An 18776-nucleotide genomic window follows, 5' to 3' on the forward strand; every position below is an offset into this window, starting at 1 on the left:
GATTGGATGGCGCAAGGCCAAATTCGTAAAGCATTAAGCGGTTATTATTATGTATATGATGGAGAAGAACTAATACAATGTCGAGGACGTGGGGTATTTCGCAATCGCGGGGAATCCCCACTCGTTGGCGACTTTGTAGAGTATACTGTGGAAACAAAAGGCTCGGACGGGACTATTCAAAAAATTATGGAACGCCAAAATGAATTAGTACGTCCCCCAATAGCCAATATTGATCAAGGTATTCTTGTATTTTCTGTAAAAGAACCTAATTTTAATACAATTTTACTCGATCGTTTCTTAGTTGTTTTAGAGTCATTTCATGTTCATCCGATTATTTGTTTAACAAAGATGGATTTACTAGAAAATCATGAACGTGAGGAATTGCAAGGTTATATAGCAGATTATGAACGTATGGGTTATACCGTGCTACAAACCTATAAGGGTGAGGAAGAATTAGTTGAACGTCTACAACCTATTTTAAAGGAGAAAACGTCCGTATTAGCAGGTCAATCTGGCGTTGGAAAATCCACACTACTAAATACATTGATTCCAGATTTAAATTTAAAAACAGGCGTTATTTCACAAAGCTTAGGGCGTGGTAAACATACAACTCGCCATGTCGAATTAATCGAGGTATGTGACGGTTTATTAGCAGATACTCCAGGGTTTAGTTCATTTGATTTTGATGAAATAGAAAAAGAAGAATTAGGCGCATGTTTCCCTGAAGTGGCCCGTATTGCAGAGGATTGTAAATTTAGAGGATGTTTACACTTAAAGGAACCCAAATGTGCAGTAAAAGCAGCGGTGGAGACGGGGGAAATTCGTGACTATCGTTATAAACACTACGAACAATTTATACAAGAAATTATGGATCGAAAGCCGAGGTATTAATGATGATACAAATAGCACCATCAATTTTAGCAGCCAACTTTGCTAAATTAGGAGAAGAAGTAAAGGAAGTAGAAAAAGCAGGTGCACAGCTTATTCATATCGATGTTATGGATGGTCATTTTGTGCCGAATATTTCATTTGGCTCTATCGTATTAGACGCTATTCGTCCTTTAACGGATTTACCGTTAGATGTACATTTAATGATCGAAAATCCTGATCAGTATATTGAACAATTCGCCAAAGCAGGGGCAGACTATATTACGGTGCATGTAGAAGCTTGCCGCCATTTACACCGTACGATTCAATTAATTCGTTCATTTGGAGTCAAACCGGGTGTTGTATTAAATCCACATACACCAATAGAATCTATTCAACACGTATTAGAGGATATTGATATGGTGTTGTTCATGACTGTGAATCCAGGGTTTGGTGGGCAAAAATTCATTCATTCTGTAGTGCCAAAAATTGAAGCATTAGCAGCTATTATTAAAGAACGTAATCTTGATATTGCTATAGAAATCGATGGTGGAATTAATGCAGAGACTATTGTTCCTTGTGCAAAAGCAGGAGCAACCATCTTTGTAGCTGGTTCAGCAATTTACAGTAAAGAAGATCGTTCAGCGGCACTTCAAGAAATTTTAGCTGCTGGTGAGGCAGCGATTCAAGGATGACCAAAGTCGTTGTTTGTGCAGGTGGACCAAAAGAGGAACTCTGTTCATTTAGTCCGTTTAAAGAGCAAAGTGATGTAGTATTTATCGGAGCTGATCGAGGAGCGCTATATTTAATCGAGCAAGGCATCACACCACATGCCATAGTAGGAGATTTTGACTCTTTATCAAAAGTGGAATACGAACTGGTGATGGCACATACAAATGATAGACAACGATTCCAAGAAGAAAAAGATGAAACAGATACGGACTTAGCGTTATTAAAAGCCTTGACCTATACACCACTAGAAATTGTTCTTACAGGTGTTACGGGTGGACGTTTAGATCATTATGAGGCAGCAGTTCGTTCGATTTATCGTTTACAAAAAGAGGTTCCGCACGTAGTATTGAAGATTATTAATCATGCAAATATGTTGCAATTTTTAATGCCAGGCAAGCACATCATTGAAGCAGATAAGCAATATCGTTATTTATCTTTCTTTGCACATGAAGAGCCGATTAAAGATGTGACATTAAGGCAAGTAAAATATGAAACAACAAATGAAGAAATCTCTCTCGGCACATCCCGCTTTACAAGTAATGAAATAATAGGTAATTCAGGGTCTATATCTTTCTCGCAAGGCATATGTTTAATGATAAGAAGCATAGATTAGCGTAAGGGGGAGAGAGTCCTGAAAGTATATACATTCCAGCTACCGAAATTTGTAAGTAGTATTACGCGTACGTGTATCAACATTTTCAAAAAAGATAAGAAAGTAAAAAAATCCGACTAACACTAGTCGGATTTTTTACTGTTTTAGAAAAATAAATGTGGCATGTGAAAAATATGGATTTCGGCAAAGCGAGGGGTTGATTTCCGTTCCGACTGGGCGCTTTCCTGGGGGCGTCCGATGAGCCGCTTCACTCGCGTTGCTCGCTCCAGGGTCTCGGGCCAACACGATGTTGGTCACGAAGGCGTTATCACAGGATGTGATGGTATTAGCCTTCGTTCCTCTATTGCTGATCCCCGAGGAGTCGCCCAGTCTCCACTCCAATCAACCACTTCACATAGTATGTATCTTCTTTCATGTCGCTTTATAATGATAAAACGAAACATTAAAAGTAACTGTATTATGTGTGAAAGCGGAGCGACAGCAACAACAGATGGACAATCTCATCGCTGCCAGAAGTTATTCTATTTAAAACGTTCCTCATAAAACTGATAAAAGTTGAAGATTCTTATTTTCTGCAGATAATAAGCGATTTGTTGTGTTGAACTGTTATATGTAAAGAAAGCCGCTAGCAATTACGTTTAGTTGTCATTGCTAGCGGCTTAATCTTATTAAGAAAGAAAAAAATCGATTTGCGCCAAATGCGAAATCGATTTTTTGGAAGCGACGATTAAACGCGCTCGATTTTACCTGATTTTAATGCACGAGCAGAAACCCATACACGTTTTGGTTTACCGTCTACTAAGATACGAACTTTTTGAAGGTTAGCACCCCATGTACGTTTGCTAGCGTTCATAGCGTGGGAACGGTTGTTACCAGTACGAGCTTTACGTCCAGTGATTACACATTGTTTTGGCATGTTGTATTCCCTCCTTACTGTTAATGCTGAAAGATTATTATTTCAGTTCGGTATTTCACATACCATAATAATTTAACATACGATGACGTTCAGTGCAATAGTTTTCACATAACCTTTCAAGAAAAAAACCTTTACAGACAAAAAACACTTGTTAAATAATGGGCGTAAATTCCTAGATAAAACAATTATTGGGAGAAATAATTGGAAGTTTTCAATTTTACCCTGCCTGATTGGAGAAGTCTCATCATCAGTAGGGGATCATAAAGCTTCATTTTATTTTCCTCTGTAACCAAGCTTCATGGAAACACGTTTACCAGTTTCCACTAAACGCTCTGCAAGGGTATTAATATGTTCTGCTGAGACGTTAAAGCTAACAAAACCTATACTTATTGCACCGACCACTTCATTGAAACCATTTACAATGGATACTGCGATTGAGGATGTTCCTGCCGTTCTTTCCCCATGACTAATGGCAAATCCTTGTAGTCTTATTTGATCAAGCTGTGCCTCTAATTCAGAGATTTCTTCATGAGGAATAAGCTGTTCAATAATTTCCCTTGCTTGAGAAACAGGCAGTGTGGCTAAAATTGTTTTATTTGCGGCCCCGATATGCATCGGTATACGAATGCCTAACTGATCGTAAATTCGAATCGGGTTAGTTGCACTGTCTATTCTTTCAATAATAATTGTATCTAAACCAGCGGGCTTACTTAAATAGACGCTTTCCTCGACTTCTCTTGCTAGACGTTCTAGTTCTGGCCTAATTTTACTAATGTAGTCCATCGTATCATACACTTGCAAGCCAAGCTCCATCCATATTGTACCAAGCCGATATTGTTTAGTTTGATCGTCTTGTTCAATCATTCCTTCTTTAATCATCGCTTTTAAAATTCTATGTAATGTACTAAGTGGTAAATTGCATTTTGCCGAAAGCTCTGAAATGGACAAGCTATTTTCACTTGCTTCAGAAGCCAAAACTTTAGCGATTGTCATAGCTCGTTCTAATAATTGCATTCATAACCCACCTCTCCTTCATTTATTTTATTTTTATTCATTGCCTACGTCTAGCTACATAATCGTGGATATTTGTTTCATTCCGTTTCCTTCTTATAGGTGATGAATATATTAATTTTTCTAAATATATTGACATTATACCTTAAAGCACATATATTTTTCATATAAACTTTCCTCTTAACGGAAACGTTTTCCACTACGCGGAAAAGGGGTGAAAGGAATGCATTATTGTTCATCAATGTATGCACCTTTGAGACACGTAATAGTAAAACATCCAAAAGATGCTTTCCGAAACCAAGAGCATCTTAGCGATGAATGGAAAACATTTAACTACTTATCAGAACCTAGCTATAATGAGGCTCTTAAAGAATATGCAAAATTTATGAGCATTCTAGAGAAGTATGTTGAAAAAATTGATTTTTTACCAGAATCAGATGAAGTAGGGCTTGATTCGCTGTATGCGCATGATCCTGTAAAATTCACACCAAATGGTGCCATTATCTTAAAATCGGGCAAAAAACCAAGACAGCCAGAAGCAGCTGTTTATAAAGGGTTTTTACAGGAAAAGGGTATTCCGGTTATCGGAGAATTGACTGGAGAAGCTGTATCAGATGGTGGCGATATTGTTTGGCTTGATGATCGTACACTTGTTGTAGGTCGAGGCTATCGAACGAATGATGAAGCTATTCGTCAGCTAAAGGACATGACGAAGGATGTTGTTGATGAATTCATTGTTGTGCAGCTACCGCATGATTTAGGAGAAGCAGAATGTTTACACTTAATGTCTTTCATTAGTATGGTAGACAAGGATTTAGCGGTTGTACATTCACGATTAATGCCAGTTTTCTTCCGTCAACTTCTAATCGACCGCGGTATTCAATTAATTGAGGTCCCGAAAGATGAATACGATGCGCTAGGCTGTAACGTTTTAGCACTTGCACCTAGAGTATGTCTTATTCCAAATGGAAATCCGATGACAAAGCAACAATTACTTCATGCAGGTGTAACAGTTTACGAATATAAAGGAAATGAAATTTCGATAAAAGGAACAGGTGGACCAACATGTTTAACCTGCCCGGTAGTAAGAGAAAAAAAGGAGATGAAGTAAAATGTTTAAAAATGTTATTGTAAAAAACCCAGGAAATAGTTATGTAAATGGTTTAACGACTAGTGACTTAGGAAAACCGATGTTAGAAAAATTATTTGAACAGCATGAAAAATATGTTGAAGCCTTAAAGAGATGTGGAGTGGAGGTTACACAGCTTCGAGCGAATGAAGCCTTTCCAGATTCAACGTTCGTAGAGGATACGGCAGTTTTAACACCTGAATTTGCCATTATTTCAAATCCAGGAGCCGAAGCTCGTAATCGCGAGATTGAGGAAATCGTACCGGCTGTTAAAAAGTTCTATGAAAAATTATATTATATTGAAGGCCCAGGAACACTTGATGGCGGAGATGTATTGCAGGCAGAAAAGAAATTTTATGTCGGTATCTCTGATCGTACTAATGAAGAAGGGGCTCGACAATTTAAAGAAATCGTAGAAAAAGAAGGCTATGAGGCAACGATTGTTCCGTTAAAGGAATTTTTCCATTTAAAAACGGGCATCGCATATGTTGGAGAAAATCGTATCGTAGTAGCAGGTGAGTTTATCGATCACCCTGCATTCGAATCCTATGAAAAAATTATTATTCCAAAAGAGGATGAGTATTCAGCAAACTGTATTCAAGTTAATGATTATGTCATTATTCCAGCAGGCTATCCAGAAACAAATCGTAAATTAAACGATCTAGGCTACCAAACAATTGAGCTTGAAATGTCTGAATTTAGAAAACATGATGGTGGGCTAAGTTGTTTGTCACTGCGTTTTTAGTTCAATGAAAAAATACCCAATCAATATCAAGGATGCCTTGGCAAAATTTTCGTGACACCCGCTGAAAGAAGTTAAATAGGATAAATTGATTGGGTACTTTAGTAGGTTTTAATATCAGAACATTCAATATATTAATAACAGCTAGAGAGTGGGGATGGATGTTGAGTAAAGGGGAACAACGGCAAGATCATCAATTAAACCGTTCGATGAAGAGTCGGCATTTATTAATGCTATCGCTCGGAGGAGTTATTGGAACAGGACTATTTTTAAATGTTGGCTTTACAATTAATCAGGCAGGTCCTGGAGGGGCATTAATTGGTTATTTATTTGGTGGCTTAATATTGTACATGGTTATGAATTGTCTTGGAGAATTAGCGGTTTATATGCCTGTAACTGGTTCTTTCCAAACCTATGCAACACGTTTTATCAGTCCTTCAGCAGGGTTTTCTTTAGGATGGATGTATTTTGTCGGGTCAGCTGCCACAGCGGGGGTAGAATTTACAGCAGCGGGAATTTTGATGCAGCATTGGTTCCCCAATGTCCCTATTTGGATTTGGTGTGCAATATTTATGGCCCTGTTATTTACTTTAAATGCATTAACAACTAGAGGCTTTGCAGAAGCAGAATTCTGGTTTGCAAGTATTAAAGTTATTGCAGTGATTGCATTTATCGTTATAGGGGTGGCGGCGATCTTTGGGTTGATTCCGTTAGCTGATCGTCCTACACCACACTTTACGAATTTAGCACCGACTGGTTTATTACCGGCAGGTATTTCAATCATATTTGTCACAATGATGAATGTTATCTTTTCTTATCAAGGTTCTGAACTTGTTGGTATTGCTGCAGGAGAAACTGAAAATCCAGAAAAAAATATTCCTCGGGCAATAAAGACAATTCTTTTTAGGATTATTGTTTTCTATATTGCTTCTATTATTGTTTTATCTGCGATATTCCCTTCATCGGAGCTTGGACTACTGGAAAGTCCATTTGTCACATTGATGAATTTAGCTGGTGTTCCATATGCAGCTGGTATTATGAACTTTGTTATTTTAACGGCGATATTATCAGTAGGTAACTCGTGTCTATATGCGTCCACACGTTTATTATGGTCGATGTCAAAAGAGGGAATGGCGCCTAAACTATTTGGACGACTAACGAAAAATAAAGTGCCACTCAATGCACTCATTTTTACGATGCTTTTCTCGCTGCTTTCTTTATTGACGAGCGTGATGGAAGCAGATGCAGTATTTGTTTTACTCATGTCTATTGCAGGAATTTCTGTAACAATTTCATGGATGGGAATTTGCGCATCTCAATTGATGTTCCGGTATCGTTATGTGAAAGCAGGAGGGGATGTGGCTAATTTGAAATTTAAAACGCCATTTTATCCGTTGATTCCGGTGTTCTGTATTATTTTTTGTATGCTAATTCTTGTCTTTTTAGCATTCGATCCAACACAAAGAGTTGGCTTGTTATATGGAATTGGATTCTTTATTGCTTGCATGATTTTCTATAAATTGAAATTGAGTAAAACTACTACAGTTTCTTCTGAGGTTAACTCATCACCATAACGTGTAGTTGATTTCCGTTCCGACTGGGCGCTTTCCTGGGGGCGTCCGATGAGCCGCTTCACTCGCGTTGCTCGCTCCAGGGTCTCATCTGTGACGCTAATCCCCAAGGAGTCGCCCAGTCTCCACTCCAATCAACTTATATACATGGTATACGTTTTATAAAATGTCATCTCAACTTTTGGTGATGAAATTGAAGTGAAAAATGAGGAATCATTTGATATACATTGAAATGAAATTGTAATTGATTTGAGAAAATGAAGGAGAATTTTTATGAATGTTTATCTTTGGAATACGCCTGAAAAGCTACGTGCATTATTATGTGAAATTGTCAGTTGGGAAAGTAGGACATTAACTAAAGGTGAACATGAATTTGCCTATAAATTAAAAACTAAATTACAAACGCTTTCTTATTTTCGGGAAAACCCGGAATTTATTGAATTACATGATGCGGGCCTTGAACGCAATGCTGTGACTGCCTTGTATAGGCACCCAACTGCAACAGAAACAGTTGTGTTAATTAGTCATTTTGATACGGTCCATACTGAAGAATATGGCGAGCTGGAACCATTAGCCTTTTACCCTGAAGAGCTGACAAAAAAGCTAATGGAACCTAAATACAAAAAGGATTTACCTGAAGCGGCAAGAATTGATTTGGAAACAGGCAACTATTTATTTGGCCGTGGGACGATGGATATGAAAATGGGACTTGCTTTGCATATGCAGTTGATTGAAAAGGCAAGTATCGAAGAATGGCCCATCAATCTTATTTTAACGGCAGTGCCAGATGAAGAAGTGAATTCTGCTGGGATGCGTGCAGCAGTTGTAGAGCTTGTTAGACTTCGCCAACAGCACGGACTCACTTATAAACTATTTCTAAATAGTGAGCCTTCTTTTTCACAAGGACCAGCTGATACCAATGAATATATTTATTCAGGAACTATCGGTAAAATTATGCCTGCTGCCTTATTTTACGGAAAAGAGACACATGTGGGTGAGCCATTAAAAGGAATGACCGCAAATTTTATTGCTTCGTATATGACGCAGCATATGGAGTGGAATCCGATTTTCCGTGAGACAGATCTCGGCGAAAGTACACCATTACCTGTATCCTTACAATTAAAAGATTTGAAAATGGAGTATTCTACACAAACACCATATCGTGCAGCAGCCCTTTACAATGTGTTTTTATTAAAGCGCACAGCATCGCAAGTAATGGATATTTTTGAACAAGTTGCATTGGAAGCGATGTCAGCTTGTAATGAACAATATAAGCGAATTTGTGAGCGAGAAAAGGTACAAGGCGTAGGTGAAGTAAACGTACTTCGATATGAGGCACTTTTAGAGTATGTGATGAATAAATTAGGTGCCGAGGAAGTAAAATTAATTAAAAGCCAAGTTCTTGAAAATAGCGCATGGGATGATCGAGAGAAATCTATTCGCATTGTAGATCAGCTAATGATTCGTTGCCAGGAACTATCACCAGCGACAGTGTTGTTATATGCACCACCTTACTATCCGGCAATCAATTCATCCAATGATCCTCTTGTTATACAATCAATTGAATTGATGAAGAAAACAGCCCAAACATTTACTATTGAAGTGGAGCAAATTCACTATTTTAATGGAATTTGTGATTTGAGCTATGTCAATTATTCGGATAACTCTAATGAATGGATAGCATTCGAACGCAACACACCTGTATGGGGAGACACGTATAGTATTCCGTTTGAAGCAATGTCAGCATTACAGGGCCCGGTTTTAAATGTTGGACCGTTTGGGAAGGATGCTCACCAAAAGACGGAAAGACTACATGTGGATAGTGCATTTAAGGAAATGCCAGTGATGATTGATACGCTTATTAAAAGCCTATTTTAATTTAAGGAATAGGAAGTTGAATAGGGAAGCACGACTTATTGTTGGTTTTATAAAGAAAAATGTAAAAGCTGATGCTATAAAAAAGTATCGGCTTTTCATGTTGTTGAAAAACGATTATGTTCATGAAATTAAGGTGTCTTATTATATAAAGGTCGGCAAATCAACTACTTCAATAGCTGATCAAGCGTTATACACAGCAAAGCAAAAAGCTCGTAACAACTTTTACAGCAAAAGTGGAAATTTCGATGAAGATGTATGTTTACCTTTAAAATGTCAGAAAAACGTTGGTACAGTGCGCTTTCATGCCTTCCAAGGTTGCTTAATGTATAACGAAAGTGTTACAATATCATTTAGTCAAAAAGAGCCAAGGGGGCATTTCTATGTCAATTGAGTTAAACAATGAATTCGGCCAAATTGATATTTCAACTGATGTACTTGCACAAATAGCTGGTGGCGCTGCTGTAGAGTGCTACGGTATTGTTGGCATGGCATCTAAACATCAAATTCGTGATGGTCTAACTGATATTTTACGTAAAGAAAATTTTGCAAAAGGTGTTGTAATTCGAAAAAAGGACGACGATTTACATATCGATATGTACATTATTGTTAGTTACGGGACAAAAATTTCGGAAGTTGCTTACCAAGTACAATCGAAAGTGAAATATACAGTAGATAAAACATTAGGTATGAGCGTAAAATCTGTCAATATCTTTGTACAGGGCGTTCGTGTAGCGAATGATTAAGGAGGAACTAAATCGAATGCAGTCTTTAGACGGAATAAAGTTTGCAGAAATGGTGCAAATGGGTGCCCATCACCTATTCCAAAATGCAAATTATGTTGATTCATTAAATGTATTTCCAGTACCAGATGGTGATACAGGAACGAATATGAACTTATCGATGACATCTGGTGCAAAGGAAACAGAGCAATATGTCTCAGAACATATCGGCAAAACATCCCAAGCTTTATCAAAAGGTTTACTTATGGGAGCACGCGGGAATTCTGGCGTTATTTTATCGCAGTTATTCCGTGGCTTTGGTAAATTTATTGAAAAAGAAGCGACAATTGATGCCAAGGGCTTAGCAGGTGCTTTCCAAGCTGGCGTTGAAACTGCCTATAAAGCAGTAATGAAGCCGGTTGAAGGAACGATTTTAACAGTTGCACGTGAAGCGGCGAAAAAAGGCGTGGAAGTGGCAGAAACTGAAACCGATATCATTGCAGTGATGGAAGCATTTACTGCTGAAGCACAGGCTTCATTAGAGCGTACACCTGAGCTTTTACCTGTTCTAAAAGAAGTAGGTGTTGTAGATAGTGGCGGCCAGGGTCTATTATTTGTGTATGAAGGATTTTTAGCATCCTTAAAAGGTGAGCCATTACCGGTGAAAAATGAAGCAACTTTAGATGATTTAATTAATGCAGAGCACCATAGAGCACAAGATTTCATGAATACTGTGGATATTGAGTTCGGGTATTGTACAGAAATCATGGTACGTTTTGAAGAAGGAAAAGAGCCGTTTAGCGAGGAACAATTCCGTAATGAATTAAACCCTCTAGGTGATTCTTTACTTGTTATTTCAGATGAAGAGATTGCAAAAGTGCATATTCATTCTGAGCAACCAGGCTCTGTTTTAGCAATGGGTCAAAAATATGGTAGCCTTATTAAAATTAAGGTCGACAATATGCGTGAACAGCATTCTGCCATTGTTGGTGAGGATCATAAAGCACCTTCTCCAGCCAAAAAAGCAGAAAAGCATCCATATGCAATTGTAACGATTGCAATGGGCGAGGGAGTTGCTGAATTACTTCGTTCAATTGGTGCTTCTTATGTTATTGAAGGCGGTCAAACAATGAACCCTTCAACTGAAGATATTGTGAAGGCGGTACAAGAAATTGGTGCTGAAAAAGTATTAATTTTACCGAATAACAAAAATATCGTCATGGCAGCAGAACAAGCAGTAGAGCTTTTAGATATAGAAGCGGCTGTAGTTCCAACGAAAACAATCCCTCAAGGTATGGCAGCGATTCTATCGTTTAACCCAGAGGCGACAGTTGAAATGAACCAAGCAACAATGACAGAAGCTTATGCAAATGTTAAAACAGGTCAAGTAACTTATGCAGTTCGAGATACATCTATTGATGGTGTGGAAATTCATAAGGACGATTTCATGGCTCTTGCAGAAGGTAAAATTGTATTATCTACTCCGGCATTAAAAGATGCAGCTGAGAAGGTAATTACTGATTTAGTGGATGGAGATGCAGAAATTGTAACAGTCATTTATGGTGAAGATACAACGGAAGAAAATGCCTCGGAATTAGTGAAATTTATTGAAGCGAATTATCCAGAGGTTGAAGTAGAGTTATTTAATGGTAAACAAGGATTATATCCGTATATTATTTCAGTAGAATAATCCGATGCTACTTTTAGTATAAGTAGACAAAGCAGTGCACAAGTCGTGTACTGCTTTTGTTTATGGTACGAGGAGAATAGGGGATAATAAACGGTATAAATTAGCTAAAAATAAATGATTTAATGTATGTATCCAGAGGACAAGATACTTGAAAATACTGGGATATCGGCATTTTGAAATCAGTGTGTATACGGAATAGACAAAAGTTAATCAATATTTCCATTGTGTAAATTATAGTCGTGTAAATTTTCTGAAAGTTGATAAAGAAGTGCTTTACTTTTATAGTAACTATCAAGCATGATATAAGTAAAAAGAATTATTATTATATATATAGAATAAAGGGGTGTTATTATGAAGTTTACTTCAGTATTTGATATTATTGGACCAGTGATGATTGGGCCTTCTTCATCTCATACGGCAGGTGCCGCACGAATTGGACGTGTTGCTAGAGATTTATTTGGAAGACAACCAAAGTGGGCGAAAATACACTTATATGGTTCATTTGCGGAAACGTATAAAGGACATGGAACAGATGTAGCTTTAGTAGGTGGCCTATTAAATTACGATACATTCGATGAGCGGATTAAAACAGCTTTTGCCGATGCAGAAAAGGCAGGCTTAGAATATGAGTTTATCCCAGAAACAGCAAATATGGAGCATCCGAATACAGCTCGCCTTGTGATTGGCGATGATGAAGGAGAGATGTCCGTTGTTGGTATTTCTATCGGTGGTGGTAAAATTGAAGTCAGTGAGGTTAATGGCTTCAAGCTGCGTCTAACAGGTGGCATGCCAGCAATTCTTGTTGTCCATGATGATCGTGCTGGCTGTATTGCCAATGTGGCAAATTGTTTAGCGATGCATGCGGTCAATATTGGGCATATGGAAGTTTCTCGTATTGAACGTGGTTTAACAGCCCTTATGGTGATAGAAATCGATCAAAACATCGAGGATAAAGTATTACAACAAATTTCTTTAATACCACATATTTCGAAGGTTTCTAAAATTAATAACTAAGGAGGTGTCCCGATATGGACGTATTGTTTCATAATGTTCGTGAACTAGTTGAACGAGCGGAGCAAGAAGGAAAACTAATTTCTGAAATTATGATAGAGCAGGAAATGTTAATAACTGGACGCACTAGGGAAGAAATTATACAGCAAATGGACAATAATTTAACGGTGATGGAGGAAGCTATTGAAAGAGGCTTGAAGGGTGTTAAATCTGTAACGGGTCTAACAGGCGGTGACGCAGTATTGCTTCAGAATTACATTGCACAAGGAAATTCATTGTCGGGAGATTTATTACTAGACGCGGTAAGTAAAGCAGTTGCGACAAATGAAGTTAATGCGGCTATGGGTACAATTTGTGCTACCCCAACTGCAGGCTCGGCTGGAGTTGTGCCAGGGACACTGTTTGCAGTGAAGAACAAGCTAAATCCGACACGTGAGCAAATGATTCGTTATTTATTCACATCAGGTGCTTTTGGCTTCGTTGTTGCTAATAATGCTTCGATTTCTGGTGCTGCTGGTGGCTGTCAAGCAGAGGTTGGCTCAGCTGCTGGTATGGCAGCGGCTGCAATTGTTGAGATGGCTGGTGGTACGCCACAGCAATGTTCAGAAGCATTTGCCATTACACTCAAAAATATGCTAGGGCTTGTTTGTGACCCAGTAGCTGGATTAGTAGAGGTTCCTTGTGTTAAACGGAATGCTATGGGAGCGGCAAATTCACTTGTGGCAGCGGATATGGCACTTGCAGGAGTCACAAGTCGCATTCCATGTGATGAAGTGATTGGCGCAATGTATCGAATTGGACAATCTATGAGTCCAAATTTAAAAGAAACGGCACGTGGAGGCCTAGCTGCAACACCAACAGGTAAAGCTATTAGCAAAGCCATTTTTGATAATGGCAATTTAGAAAGTATTAAGTCACTTCAAAAATAAAAATATGAAACACGCTTTTCCTAAGGGGAGGCGTGTTTTTTTGAGATAAAGAGAAATACGTTCTTGGTAATGCTACGTATTGTAAGCCAATTAAAAAGAAAATGACCTTTTGGTTTTTGACCTGAAGGCTTCTGCGTTTTTAGTAAGGAGTTGGGGTAGGATAACAGGCAACGGCATCAATCAATCCTTCGTCAAATCCGTAGAATGCCCAGTAGGAACCGTTCCATCTATATCCAGATACTTCACCCATCTCTATACGAGTAGGATAAAACCAAAATTCTCTACCATTTCTAAGCCATACATAAGTGTTTTGATATACACAGTCAATAACATAGGACACAGGAGGTTTTGATGGTCTGAAGGTTGGTGGTGGTTGTTGTGGCCTCATTGTCCCTTGAGGTGGAAAATATCCCAAGCGATTTCACTCCTTTTTCAGCATTATATGCTGAGAAAAAATTAATGCATTTATTTAACAGGACTATTAAAAACTTAAAAATTGTAAAGCTGTGTATTTCAACTAAAGGTGGGCTTTATTTGAAGCTCGAAATACAAAAGAAGGCATCAAGGTGATTGATTCTTTATTTGTTAAAGGTGAAAAAGTTTATGCTTTTTATGTGGGCCTACTTAAAGATATAACTATCTAGGTGTGTTGATTAGAAATAAATAAGTTTAATATGGAGCGATAAAAGGATTTTTTTGTTGCTATTTTGTCATCTTAACTGATTGTAGCGGGAGTCAGAGCCTTCTAATTATTTAGGATGGATAAAAATGGTTAATTAACACATCTGATATCTAGCAATCTAATTATTGATGAATTAAATTGCTATGTTAGTGAAAATGAAAAGTTATATAATAATATTGAAATTAAAAATGCACAGGATGAATTGATCAGAAGTGTTAAACGTAAGCAACAATATAACGAAAGCCAAAAACAATCGTTAAGAAAGGGGAAAACTCATATGCTGAAAAATAGTATGGTGATACGAATGACTGCAGATAAAGTATTTGTGGTGAAAAACTTTGAGGGAGCTGTCGTGCAAGGTGACTGATTTAACGAACACTGTTACTAATTTAAAGGGAATCGGGAAAGAAACAGCAGGACATTTAGAAGCATTGGGCATCGAGACGGTAGCGGATTTGTTATGGACGTTTCCGCATCGACACGAGGATTTTCGTTTAAAAGATTTGGCGCAAACACCACATAATGAACGTGTCACTGTTGAGTGTAAAGTTGAACGTGAACCAACAGTTTTGTTTTTAGGTCGCAATAAATCACGATTACAAGTGTCGGTGTTGGCAGGTCGACATTTAGTGAAGGTTGTTTTTTTTAATCAAGGCTACTTGAAGCAAAAGCTTGTACCAGGAGCTATTATTACCGTTACAGGTAAATGGGACCGAGGCAGACAAGTTATTAATGGAACGTCAGTAACATTTGGTCCTAAGACCGATCAAGTTGACTTTGAACCTGTTTATAGTCTAAAAGGTTTGATTCCGCAAAAGCGTTTTCGTAAATATATGCGACAAGTGCTAGATGAGTTTGGTGCTGACATACCTGATGCTGTTCCGCAACGTTTACGAGAGGATTATAAGCTCGCTGCAATACGGGATGGGCTTGAAGGAATTCATTTCCCTATCGATGCAGGACATGCGAAGCAAGCTAGAAGACGCTTTGCCTATGAAGAGTTACTAAACTTTCAACTACGTATTCAAGCGTTACGTAAAATTCGAAAGGACAGTGAGCGCGGTACTGTTATACAGTTTGATTTACAAAAGATACGTGCCTTTATTGCATCGTTACCATATGAATTAACGGGTGCACAAAAACGTGTCGTCAATGAAATTTGCAAAGATTTAAAAGAGCCACATCGTATGAACCGATTACTCCAAGGTGATGTAGGGTCAGGGAAAACTGTTGTTGCGGCAATATGTTTATATGCGGCTATTACTGCTGGTTTTCAGGGGGCATTAATGGCACCGACGGAAATTTTAGCTGAGCAGCATGCTGAGAGTTTGAAGGAATGGTTTGAGCCATTTGGCGTCCGTGTAGCTTTACTATCGGGATCGACGAAAGCGAAGGAACGTCGTTTACTTTTAGCAGAACTGGTAAATGGAGACATAGATATTTTAATTGGTACACATGCGCTAATTCAGCCAGATGTCATTTTTTACAAGCTTGGTTTTGTAATTACAGATGAACAGCACCGTTTTGGTGTTGAGCAGCGTAGAATATTGCGTGATAAAGGAGAAAATCCAGATGTGCTCTTTATGACGGCGACACCAATACCACGTACACTCGCGATTACAGCATTTGGAGAAATGGATGTTTCATTGATCGATGAAATGCCAGCAGGGCGTAAGCAAATTGAAACACATTGGATGAAAAAAGAGCAATTTGGTTCTGTTATGTCAAAGCTAGAATTAGAGCTTGCTGCTGGCAGACAGGCGTATGCTATTTGTCCGCTAATCGAGGAATCAGACAAGCTGGATGTACAAAATGCTGTGGAAATCTATGAACAGCTTGCGGCATATTTTAATGGGCGTTACAATGTCGGATTAATGCATGGTCGCCTATCCTCGGATGAAAAAGACGCTGTCATGCGAGCTTTTAGTGAAGGAACTATTCATGTGCTTGTATCTACAACCGTTGTTGAGGTTGGGGTTAACGTGCCGAATGCAACTTTTATGATTATTTATGACGCTGAACGCTTCGGCTTAGCTCAGCTACATCAGCTACGCGGGCGTGTTGGACGAGGAGAACATCAGTCATATTGTGTGTTGCTTGCTGATCCAAAATCCGATGAAGGTAAAGAACGAATGCAGTCGATGACGGAAACAAATGACGGCTTCCGCCTTGCTGAAAAGGATTTGGAACTACGTGGACCAGGGGATTTCTTTGGGCGTAAACAAAGTGGTTTGCCAGATTTTAAAGTAGCGGATTTAGTGCACGATTATCGAATCCTTGAAACTGCGAGAAAAGATGCGACGGATATGATTGAAACAGATGCTTTTTGGCATGATGATGAGTACAAACATTTACGTGACATGCTTGAAAATTCAGGTATTTTACAAGGGGATCGCTTCGATTAATTGATTATGAATGCTCAATTAGGAATGTGAGCACTTGTTTATAAAACAAGTCTTGCATTCTTTTTTTATACTCTATATACTGATATTAGTACCAAGTGCTAATAACAACTAAAAAGGTGGCGAATGATGTTGAGACGAACGAAAAAAGAGCGACAGCGACTATTATCCGAAACGATAGCTGATAATCCATTCGTCACAGATGAACAGCTAGCAACACAGTTTCAGGTTAGTGTCCAAACAATTCGTTTAGATCGTATGGAATTAGCGATTCCAGAATTACGAGAACGAATTAAAGATGTTGCTTCAAAAACCTATGAAAATGAAGTGAAATCACTACCGATTGATGAAGTAATCGGAGAAATAATTGATATTGAATTGGATAATCGTGCATTATCTATTTTTGACGTAAAAGAAGAACATGTTTTTCAGCGCAATGGCATCGCACGTGGACATCATTTGTTTGCGCAGGCAAACTCATTAGCGGTAGCAGTTATTGACGACGAACTAGCATTAACAGTACACTCTAACATTTCCTTTGTGAAACCTGTTAGAGCTGGAGATCGTGTTATTACAAAAGCGATCGTTATCGGACGTGATGAAAAAAGTCATCGTACAAAAGTAGAGTTAACGTCCACTGTTAACGGTGAAACAGTTTTTGTTGGTGAATTTGATATGTACCGCACGAAAGGTAAAGGTGAACAACAATGAAATTAGCGCTTGATGGAATGGGTGGCGACAACGCACCGAAATCAGTTGTTGAAGGTGCTTTATTAGCATTAGAGCAAATTCCAAATTTAGAAATTCAATTATATGGTCAGCAAGAAAAGCTTGAACCATTTATAAAAATACATGATCGATTAACTGTAGTACATTGTGATGAAGTTGTCGAAGGGACAGACGATCCAGCACGCGCGGTTCGTCGTAAAAAGGATTCATCGATGGCACGAATGATGGATGCAGTTGAAGAAGGAAAGGCAGATGCTTGTCTTTCAGCAGGTAATACAGGAGCTTTAATGGCAGGAGGCTTATTTAAAGTGGGACGTATTGAAGGGATTGCTAGACCTGCTCTAGCTACTACACTTCCTACTTTAGATGGTAAGGGCTTTTTAATGCTTGATTTAGGAGCAAATGCAGACGCGCGACCTGAGCATTTATTGCAATATGCGATTATGGGCGATATTTATGCGAAAAAGGTAGGCGGTTTACAAAAGCCACGTATCGGCTTGTTAAACATCGGTACTGAGGATAAAAAAGGGAATGAACTAACGAAGGCGGCTTTTGGTTTATTAAAAGAAGCAGATTTAAACTTTATCGGTAACGTAGAAGCTCGAGATTTACTTGAAGGGGTAGCGGACGTCGTTGTAACAGACGGCTTTACAGGTAATATGGTGTTGAAATCGATAGAAGGTACTGCTGGTGCGTTATTTTCAATGTTAAAAGAGGCATTTATGGCTTCAACAAAAACAAAAATCTCGGCAGTGCTTATGAAAAATAATTTACGTGACCTAAAAAATAAGATGGACTACACAGAGTACGGTGGTGCAGGCTTGTTTGGTTTACAAGCACCTGTGATTAAGGCGCATGGCTCATCCAATGCTAAAGCAATATACAGTGCAATTCGCCAAGCGAATACGATGGTTGAGCATACAGTCATCTCGACGATTACAGATACAGTACGTCACTTAGAAATTGATTAACTTCTTTCGGCAGGTGTTGAAACACCCGCTAAAATAGAAGAACTCAGTCTAAGAACGTCACATCCTGTGGCAAAGACTGAGTGACCAACATCGTGTTGGCCCAAAGCCTCCGGCGGATGTCACGAAATCGGAAAGGAGTTCTTTGTGCTAGTACAAAGCCGATTCCGGACGCATTGTTTATCTG

19 protein-coding genes are annotated in these 18776 nt (G+C 38.6%); 16 read left to right on the forward strand and 3 right to left on the reverse strand.

Annotation, left to right across the window (positions count from 1 at the left end; translation table 11 throughout):
- The first annotated feature begins 6 nt into the window (after nt 1–6).
- The 4 genes from rsgA to spoVM are packed head-to-tail and all read left to right on the forward strand — an operon-like array spanning nt 7 to nt 2332.
- On the forward strand, nt 7–891 hold the full coding sequence (gene rsgA / locus ACQKMI_RS08340; RefSeq protein ID WP_427488133.1) for a ribosome small subunit-dependent GTPase A: 885 nt from the start codon (nt 7–9) through the stop codon (nt 889–891).
- 2 nt (nt 892–893) lie between these two features.
- Nucleotides 894–1562 (forward strand): ribulose-phosphate 3-epimerase, encoded by a 669-nt coding sequence (rpe, locus tag ACQKMI_RS08345; protein WP_323645589.1) that lies wholly within the window; start codon nt 894–896, stop codon nt 1560–1562.
- Nucleotides 1559–2212 carry a thiamine diphosphokinase gene (locus tag ACQKMI_RS08350; RefSeq protein ID WP_427488134.1) on the forward strand — a complete coding sequence of 218 codons (654 nt, stop codon included), beginning with the start codon at nt 1559–1561 and terminating at the stop codon, nt 2210–2212. The genes rpe and ACQKMI_RS08350 overlap by 4 nt, the downstream gene beginning before the upstream one ends.
- 18 nt (nt 2213–2230) lie before the next feature.
- Entirely contained in the window at nt 2231–2332 is a 102-nt protein-coding gene (gene spoVM, locus ACQKMI_RS08355; RefSeq protein ID WP_139376952.1) for a stage V sporulation protein SpoVM, read from the forward strand.
- A 607-nt stretch (nt 2333–2939) separates the two neighbouring features.
- Here the strand turns inward: spoVM and rpmB are convergent.
- Together rpmB and ACQKMI_RS08365 are read right to left on the reverse strand one after the other, a co-directional pair.
- On the reverse strand, nt 2940–3128 hold the full coding sequence (gene rpmB / locus ACQKMI_RS08360; protein ID WP_049668398.1) for a 50S ribosomal protein L28: 189 nt from the start codon (nt 3126–3128) through the stop codon (nt 2940–2942).
- 273 nt (nt 3129–3401) lie between these two features.
- Entirely contained in the window at nt 3402–4142 is a 741-nt protein-coding gene (locus tag ACQKMI_RS08365) for an IclR family transcriptional regulator (protein ID WP_427488135.1), read from the reverse strand.
- A gap of 220 nt (nt 4143–4362) precedes the next feature.
- Between ACQKMI_RS08365 and ACQKMI_RS08370 the strand changes: the two genes are divergently transcribed.
- The 9 genes from ACQKMI_RS08370 (at nt 4363) to sdaAA (ending at nt 13808) form a co-directional block, all read left to right on the forward strand.
- Nucleotides 4363–5250, forward strand: coding sequence for a dimethylarginine dimethylaminohydrolase family protein (locus ACQKMI_RS08370; protein ID WP_427488136.1), 888 nt, complete (start codon nt 4363–4365; stop codon nt 5248–5250).
- A 1-nt stretch (nt 5251) separates the two neighbouring features.
- Nucleotides 5252–6013, forward strand: a complete 762-nt coding sequence (locus ACQKMI_RS08375) for a dimethylarginine dimethylaminohydrolase family protein (protein WP_427488137.1) — start codon at nt 5252–5254, stop codon at nt 6011–6013.
- A 158-nt stretch (nt 6014–6171) separates the two neighbouring features.
- The gene (locus tag ACQKMI_RS08380) at nt 6172–7584 is read left to right on the forward strand and encodes an amino acid permease (RefSeq protein WP_427488428.1); all 1413 of its coding nucleotides are present in this window, start codon (nt 6172–6174) and stop codon (nt 7582–7584) included.
- Between the two features lie 270 nt (nt 7585–7854).
- Nucleotides 7855–9459 carry a M20/M25/M40 family metallo-hydrolase gene (locus tag ACQKMI_RS08385; RefSeq protein ID WP_427488138.1) on the forward strand — a complete coding sequence of 535 codons (1605 nt, stop codon included), beginning with the start codon at nt 7855–7857 and terminating at the stop codon, nt 9457–9459.
- 103 nt (nt 9460–9562) lie between these two features.
- Nucleotides 9563–9850 (forward strand): hypothetical protein, encoded by a 288-nt coding sequence (locus ACQKMI_RS08390; protein WP_427488139.1) that lies wholly within the window; start codon nt 9563–9565, stop codon nt 9848–9850.
- Entirely contained in the window at nt 9840–10202 is a 363-nt protein-coding gene (locus ACQKMI_RS08395; RefSeq protein WP_427416516.1) for an Asp23/Gls24 family envelope stress response protein, read from the forward strand. The genes ACQKMI_RS08390 and ACQKMI_RS08395 overlap by 11 nt, the downstream gene beginning before the upstream one ends.
- Before the next feature lie 16 nt (nt 10203–10218).
- Nucleotides 10219–11868 (forward strand): DAK2 domain-containing protein, encoded by a 1650-nt coding sequence (locus ACQKMI_RS08400; RefSeq protein ID WP_427488140.1) that lies wholly within the window; start codon nt 10219–10221, stop codon nt 11866–11868.
- Nucleotides 11869–12219: 351 nt separating this feature from the next.
- Nucleotides 12220–12882 (forward strand): L-serine ammonia-lyase, iron-sulfur-dependent subunit beta, encoded by a 663-nt coding sequence (gene sdaAB / locus ACQKMI_RS08405; RefSeq protein ID WP_427488141.1) that lies wholly within the window; start codon nt 12220–12222, stop codon nt 12880–12882.
- Between the two features lie 14 nt (nt 12883–12896).
- Entirely contained in the window at nt 12897–13808 is a 912-nt protein-coding gene (gene sdaAA, locus ACQKMI_RS08410; protein ID WP_427488142.1) for an L-serine ammonia-lyase, iron-sulfur-dependent, subunit alpha, read from the forward strand.
- A gap of 139 nt (nt 13809–13947) precedes the next feature.
- Here sdaAA and ACQKMI_RS08415 read toward each other — a convergent pair whose 3' ends face one another.
- Nucleotides 13948–14196 carry a transporter gene (locus tag ACQKMI_RS08415; RefSeq protein WP_427416513.1) on the reverse strand — a complete coding sequence of 83 codons (249 nt, stop codon included), beginning with the start codon at nt 14194–14196 and terminating at the stop codon, nt 13948–13950.
- Between the two features lie 653 nt (nt 14197–14849).
- Between ACQKMI_RS08415 and recG the strand changes: the two genes are divergently transcribed.
- From recG to plsX, 3 genes are all read left to right on the forward strand, one after another.
- Complete coding sequence (gene recG, locus ACQKMI_RS08420; RefSeq protein ID WP_427488143.1) at nt 14850–16895, forward strand: ATP-dependent DNA helicase RecG; 2046 nt, start codon at nt 14850–14852, stop codon at nt 16893–16895.
- A gap of 129 nt (nt 16896–17024) precedes the next feature.
- A complete protein-coding gene (gene fapR, locus ACQKMI_RS08425; RefSeq protein WP_079560862.1) occupies nt 17025–17603 on the forward strand; it encodes a transcription factor FapR in 579 nt (192 codons plus the stop codon).
- The gene (plsX, locus tag ACQKMI_RS08430) at nt 17600–18592 is read left to right on the forward strand and encodes a phosphate acyltransferase PlsX (protein ID WP_427488144.1); all 993 of its coding nucleotides are present in this window, start codon (nt 17600–17602) and stop codon (nt 18590–18592) included. The genes fapR and plsX overlap by 4 nt, the downstream gene beginning before the upstream one ends.
- Nucleotides 18593–18776 lie beyond the last annotated feature (184 nt).

Source organism: Lysinibacillus sp. NPDC097214, assembly GCF_050277945.1.
In the GTDB taxonomy this organism is placed as follows: Bacteria; Bacillota; Bacilli; order Bacillales_A; family Planococcaceae; genus Lysinibacillus; species Lysinibacillus xylanilyticus_B.